The organism is uncultured Caballeronia sp. (assembly GCF_964243625.1).
Lineage (GTDB): Bacteria > Pseudomonadota > Gammaproteobacteria > Burkholderiales > Burkholderiaceae > Caballeronia.
In genome coordinates, this window is sequence record NZ_CAXTGZ010000367.1 from 1 (window position 1) to 6,254 (window position 6,254).

A 6,254-nucleotide genomic window follows, 5' to 3' on the forward strand; every position below is an offset into this window, starting at 1 on the left:
CGCATCGGGCATCGTATTGGAAACCGGCACGGCAGTGGTCGTGCATCCCGCCAGCACGATGCATACAGTCGCAAAGAGAGAGTTTGTCATCGTCGCTTCCAGAGAGGAAGGTACATGTTACGACAAGCTACCGGCCGCAAGCATCGATGCTCATTAACAACGAGAAGACGTGCAATACGGTATGACATTCGCATAGTGCGGCCAGCAAAAGACAGTCGCAAGCACCATCGGATCTAACCGGAGACCTGAGCCGGTGCGTTGGGCGCGCTTACTGGCGTCGAGTCGCAATTGCAGTCGCATATCCGCATCAGCTTGAATACGGGTCTTAGCAGTTCACCACTGCGTCAGGTTGCCCGCAACCTCGCAGCGCAAGGTAACGTCGACGCCGGCGCCCGCGTGCAAGCAGCAATCGACAGGGTTTCTGAATAGCGAGCGTTCAGGGCGCGCGGGTCCAGTCGACCCAGCATGGTTCAAAGACCGCGCGACGTGGCGAGAAACCGGCGCCGCATCGGCTTGAGCAGGGCAATGGCGAGTAATGCGGTCACGATGTCGAGCGTGATCGCCGTCGTGAACACGGGCACCCAGCTTCCGGCGTGCTGGTGCATGAGCGCCGCCAGAGGGCCGCCAAAGATCGAGCCAATGCCTTGCGAGATGTACAGCCAGCCATAGTTCTCCGTGGCATGACGGGTGCCGAAGGTGTCGGTGAGCGTTGCGGGGAACAGCGAAAAAATCTCGCCCCAGCCGAAGAACACGACCCCTGAGAGCAGCACGAACAGCACCGCGTTTTCGCGCGTGAGCAGCCACAGTGCCATCGCCACGCCTTCAAGGGCAAACGCGAAGAACATGGTGTTCTCGCGGCCGACCTTGTCGGATATCCAGCCAAACAGCGGCCGCGTGAGGCCGTTCGTGAACCGGTCGATGGTCAGCGCAAGCGGCAGCGCTGCCATGCCGAACACGAGCATCTTTGTCACGCCGAAGTCGGCGGCGAAGGTCGCCATTTGTGAAGTGACCATCAGGCCCGAGGTGGACATCATGGTCATCATCGCGAACATCAGCCAGAACACAGGCGTTTTGAGCGCCTGCGAAGGACGCAGATTCGCCACGCCCGGCGCGCCGGAACTGGCTGTCATTTCAGCAATGCTGTCGTGCGAAGGCGGCACGCGCAAACCCTGCGAAGCAATCAATCCGACCACTGCAAATGCAATGCCGAACATCCACAGCGTAGCGTCTATACCACGCGCCTGAAGCGAGTTCGCTATCGGGAAGGTCGTGACGATCGCGCCCATACCGTAGCCGGCGGCAACCGCGCCCGCCGCGAAACCCCGCCGCTTCGGAAACCAGCGCACCATCAAGCCCACCACGCCGACATAGACAATGCCGGTGCCGAGTCCGCCGACAACGCCATAAGTCAGATATAGCATCGACGCGCTTTGCACCTGCGAGGCGAGCACCCAGCTCAGCCCCGACATGACCGTGCCGATCGAGATCAGCAGGCGCGGACCAAAACGGTCGATCAACTTGCCTTGAAACGGCGAGAAGAAGGTTTGCAGAATGATCAGCAAAGAAAACGTCACTTGCAATTCCGGCAGCGCGACGCCCAGCTTCGCGGCGAGCGGTTTGGTCATCAGCGTCCACACGTATTGCGGGCTCGAGATCGCCATCATGCAGATGAGACCGAGTCCGAGTTGAAGCCAGCGGTTATGCGTGGCAGACGTCGCGACATTGCCCATATCCGTCGATGTCACGGGGTGAGAGCGTGTGGTCATGGTGACTCCGGTTACCGAGTGACGTGCAGCGTCCTGCGCGCCTATAGGCCGGACGTGCGTTTTCATTGAAAAAGCGCGCGAGCTCCTGCAAGCTCGCCGCAGCCCCGATACTGCGCGGATCACAGCCCGCTTCCATAAAGTAATCTGGATACCGAACGATTACGTCTGCGGGTCACAGCGCCTTGTCTTTGCTTGCGCCGCGATCGTCGTGCGAGCCATGCCGAGGGAGACGCGCAGAACCGAATGTCTTGTATACATATCCGGTGTTTACGCTAGAAACGTGCCAAAGGCTATGCAAACTCAAACGTCCCTTCTGTAAAGCTTTAAGTACAACCGGGAGTGTGTAGGTGACGACCCTGGGTGGTGCGTCTGGACCTGATCGGTGCATGGGAAGCGCCGCGCGGCTCCATGGCGGTGCGTGCGGGAGTGGACGTTCGACGGGCGGCTATGCGCGGCCGATCGCGGTTTTGTTCGTTCCAGTGACTGGTACTGCTGCGACGGTTGTGTTTCGTGTCTAGCTTTACGCCGATGGCGATAGCAAAGCGTCCCCAGAACGCCTCAAGTGGCCGCACGTGACTTCGCACGACTACGGACAGCAGACTGCGCGTCCGGCGCTTCAAACACGTCATCGAACTCCTCCGCCGCGATGGCGGCAAGCACCTCCCGAAGCGCCTTCGCCTTCGCAACGCCAAACTTGCTCTCGAAGCGTTCTTGCGCCGTGTTCCACAGCACAGCCGTCTCCTCGAGTTTTTTCTTTCCCTTCGGAGTAAGCCTGGCGAGCCGGTTTCGCCGGTCCTCGGGGTCCACCACGAGACCGATAAAACCGTCCCTTTCGAGTGGCTTGAGGTTATGGCCCAGCGCCGATCGATCGAGAACAAGGGACGCGGCGAGTTCGCCCATTGTCGGACTTCCAAGCCTCGCGATATTCAGCAAGATCGAACGTTGCGTGGAGCGCAGCCCCGTCGGCGCCAGTACGGCATCGTAGAGTTGCGAGACGCGCCGGGTCGCTTTACGCAAAGCCGTGTTGTTGCACCGGTTGTTATCGCCGAGAGACGGGTTGTTGTCCGGCCGCTTGACGGGGGGTGTTTCGTTGCGCACTGCTATTGCTCCATATAAAGCGTCAACCCATGCCCGCACGCACAACAATTCCTGTGAGATGCAGTTCGCGGGCGCGACGATATCCTGATTGCTTGTACAGCCGTATTGCAGAAGTATTGGTGGAAAAAACGTGCAGGAAGGGAACGCCTCCCCGATGCTGAATTCCGGCCGCAAGATGTTCCATGAGCTTTCCTGCAAGGCCTTGACCACGCCAGTCAGGATGAGTGCATACGGCACTCACTTCAACATATTTTCCTGCGACCATCCGTTCTCCCGACATGGCGACCAGTTGTCCTCTTTCACGAACACCGATGAACCTGCCCATTTCCGGCGTGCGTTCCTTGAAAGGACCCGGATCGGTTTTCTCCACCAGCCGCATCATGCTTGGAACGTCTTCTTTTCCAAGCTCAACGATTGCCTTATCACTCGATGCAGCGAATTCTCTCGCGCCAATCATTTGGATAACCGTCGCCTCTCGGACTATCTCATACCCCGCAGGAATGGTCGGCTTGTGCTGCGTAAAGAGCGTGAGCCGTTCATCAGCGTGCAGCATTCGGGCAATCTGCGCGACGCTGCTCTCGCTGTAATCTTGCGCGGCGCCGAACGGGGCGAATTCAGGTTTGTATCGCAGGCCGTTTTCGTTGCTTTGCGCAAGAGACGCATGCGCTCCTGAAAGTGCGGCCCAAATGACATTGCCCATGTAGTCCTCCGACTCGATCTCGGCTGCCGGGTCGATTGTCGATTCCATGATTGCTCCATGTATTCGAAAAGCTGTGGTCATGCGGCGAGCCCGAACGTCGCTTTGTCAAGAAAGAACCGCATCCACAGTGCGCAGGAATCTGACAAGCTGTTCGCTGACCTCGGCTGACGCCTCGTGTTGCACCCAGTGGCCCACATTATCGAGTTCGAGTCCTCCCATAAGACCGGGAAGGCCGGCGCGCATCTGCTCTAACGTAAAAGGGTAAAGCTCCTTCAAACCATCCGATTTGCCCCAGATGAAGAACGATGGTTGAGTGACCTTCGCGCCCTTCCACGGAGCGGACAGCGTGAAATAAGGCTCTCCTGCGCGATAGTAATTCAATCCGCCGTGAAAACCGGTGCGCCGAAATTCCGCGATGTTATGCGCCACATAATCTGCTTCCGCCCACGAGGGCAGTGGCCCGGGAGCAGCCCGATAAAGGCTGCGTGTACGGTCCAGGGGGCTCCACTGCTCGCCTTCCGGCGCAGAACCGGATGCCCAGTACAGGATGCCTGGAATCGTCACGGCAGCGTCGGCCCATATCTGGTCAGCATCCGGCCGTATCTGCTCGAACATGTAAAAATCGTCTTGACGTCCCGACTCGCGCATTCTTTCGAAAACGCTGGATTCTCCACGCGCAACGAAAGGCACACTGAGGCCAAAGACCGCCTTGAATCGATCGGGACGCATCAGCGCCGCATTCCATGCATGGGTCGCACCCCAGTCGTGCCCCACAAGCACTGCGCTGGATATTTTCAGCGCATCGAGCAGACCGATCAGGTCGCCTGTGGTGTGCAGCGGGGTGTAGAGACTTGCATCGGCGGGAGCTGAACTTTGCCCATAGCCGCGCATATCGGGAGCGATGGCGCGATAACCCGCCGACGCAATGGCGTTCATTTGCCGGCGCCATGTGTAGGACGTATCCGGAAACCCGTGGCAGAACAGCACGGCTGGTCCCGCCCCTTGCTCCGTTACGTGCAGGGAAATGCCATTGGTTGCGATATCGTATTTCTTGACGCCACCCGTTATATCTGAAGTCATGTCATTGAACTCCATGGTCGAAATGCGAGGCTATTTATATGATAAGGATTCACTAAGATATTCCTTTCCCTTCAAGCCATGAACGCATGACCTGGACAAGCTCGGTCTTGCGCTCGAGTGGCAGCCAGTGTCCGGATGGCAGCGTCGTCACCGTCAGATCAGTGCACGTGCTGCGCATGGGCTCGCCGAGACGGCTTCGAGTGATGTCACAGATGCCATCAAAGTCGCCGTTCACGAACAGCACGGGCTGGTGCAGAAGTCCGCCGTCGGGTGCTGCTTGAGCGTACGCGATGTTGGCGTCGTCGTTCAGATACCACGCGTTGGCCGGACGAAACCCGCTGGCACGAAACACATCGACGAGGGCGTCAAAGTCGGTGGATGGCCAGAGCGCAGCGTCGGGCTGCACTGCCGGCGCACGATGCGCCGCTCCGAACCAGCCTCCGTTTCGCGACACCAAAGCAGAGCGATAGGTCTTGCCCACGGACTCCGGGTCTCCACGCCGATAAATCGCTGCGAGCGTTGCGGCTATGTCCGCGTCGAAATCAGTGACCGTCTGGTCGAAGTGCGTCAGGTAGAAGCCGTAATAATCCCACTGCCCGTCTGGAAATTGATCGGCCGGGTAGAGCGTCCGATCGACCAAGGGCAACAAGTTGCGCAAGGCGAAGCTCTCGGGCATATACGGGACGGACGCGAATACCACGCCACGACTGCGCTCTGCATGATGAGCAGCCAGCGCCCCGGCCACCGGGCTTCCCAGGTCGTGGCCAACCCAGATTGCCGGACGCGCGCCCAGATGATCGTGAAGTTCGACCATGTCTTGCACGATCTCCTTGAGCGCGTAGGCACTGGACGCGGACGGCGCCGTCGAGCCTCCATAACCGCGCATGTCCGGCGCGACGCACCGCCAGCCTTCTGATGCAAAGGCTTCGATCTGCGGTCGCCACATCAGGCCGATTCCAGGCCAGCCGTGGAGGAAGATCATCAACGGCCCCTCGGCCGGTCCAGCCTCCAGATAGCGCGTGGTATGGCGAGGCGAACTGAAGGTGCGCGCGATCAAGACTGGACGATCCCGCAATGCAGCGCCATCTGGTGCGGCCGCGATAGTCGAGCTTTTGAGTTCGTTGGGCATAACGCTTACCTCATCCGTTTTCTCGTGCGGAACGCTCGGCGGAGATTGCAAAGCCATCCGGGAAACCGCCGCTTCGGGTCACAATCGCTGCATGGATCAAAAACCGATACATTGCACGTTTCGCAAAATATTAGCATATGCCCGCAATATGTGGGTATATGCCGATAATTTATTGAGCGTGGGGAGAGGCTGCCTCTCCCATTCCCGGACGCCAACGACCGCCGATTAAACCTGCATCATCCCTCCATCGATACACAACTCCGCGCCCGCCACAAAACTGCTGTCGGACGATGCAAGGAATAACGCCGCGTTCGCCACTTCCTCCGGACGACCCAGGCGGTTCAAAGGAATCCGGCTGGTCAGCGAGAGCCGGACTTCGTCGCTGACGTTCTCGAACATGGGAGTGTCGATGGGACCCGGGCTCAACACGTTCACGCGGATTGCCCGTGCCGCGAGTTCGGCAGTCCAGGTACGCGCATAC

6 protein-coding genes are annotated in these 6,254 nt (G+C 59.1%); all 6 read right to left on the reverse strand.

Going from position 1 to position 6,254, the window contains the following annotated elements:
• Positions 1-470: 470 nt before the first annotated feature.
• The gene (oxlT, locus tag ACFFAR_RS21835; RefSeq protein ID WP_375508456.1) at positions 471-1,730 is read right to left on the reverse strand and encodes an oxalate/formate MFS antiporter; all 1,260 of its coding nucleotides are present in this window, start codon (positions 1,728-1,730) and stop codon (positions 471-473) included.
• A 594-nt stretch (positions 1,731-2,324) separates the two neighbouring features.
• Positions 2,325-2,864, reverse strand: a complete 540-nt coding sequence (locus tag ACFFAR_RS21840; protein ID WP_375508454.1) for a MarR family winged helix-turn-helix transcriptional regulator — start codon at positions 2,862-2,864, stop codon at positions 2,325-2,327.
• 22 nt (positions 2,865-2,886) lie between these two features.
• Positions 2,887-3,612 carry a GNAT family N-acetyltransferase gene (locus ACFFAR_RS21845; protein ID WP_375508455.1) on the reverse strand — a complete coding sequence of 242 codons (726 nt, stop codon included), beginning with the start codon at positions 3,610-3,612 and terminating at the stop codon, positions 2,887-2,889.
• A 57-nt stretch (positions 3,613-3,669) separates the two neighbouring features.
• Positions 3,670-4,644 carry an alpha/beta fold hydrolase gene (locus ACFFAR_RS21850; RefSeq protein ID WP_174365243.1) on the reverse strand — a complete coding sequence of 325 codons (975 nt, stop codon included), beginning with the start codon at positions 4,642-4,644 and terminating at the stop codon, positions 3,670-3,672.
• 52 nt (positions 4,645-4,696) lie between these two features.
• Positions 4,697-5,773 carry an alpha/beta fold hydrolase gene (locus tag ACFFAR_RS21855; RefSeq protein ID WP_174365244.1) on the reverse strand — a complete coding sequence of 359 codons (1,077 nt, stop codon included), beginning with the start codon at positions 5,771-5,773 and terminating at the stop codon, positions 4,697-4,699.
• 225 nt (positions 5,774-5,998) lie between these two features.
• Positions 5,999-6,254 (reverse strand): SDR family oxidoreductase (locus tag ACFFAR_RS21860; protein ID WP_174365245.1); only part of this gene is annotated, 256 nt, incomplete at its 5' end.

Bases quoted from the DNA above. Each gene is read 5' to 3' on its own strand.
- ACFFAR_RS21855 (WP_174365244.1), bottom strand. From the start codon at position 5,773: ATGCCCAACGAACTCAAAAGCTCGACTATCGCGGCCGCACCAGATGGC.
- oxlT (WP_375508456.1), bottom strand. From the start codon at position 1,730: ATGGGCAATGTCGCGACGTCTGCCACGCATAACCGCTGGCTTCAACTC.
- ACFFAR_RS21845 (WP_375508455.1), bottom strand. From the start codon at position 3,612: ATGGAATCGACAATCGACCCGGCAGCCGAGATCGAGTCGGAGGACTAC.
- ACFFAR_RS21850 (WP_174365243.1), bottom strand. From the start codon at position 4,644: ATGACTTCAGATATAACGGGTGGCGTCAAGAAATACGATATCGCAACC.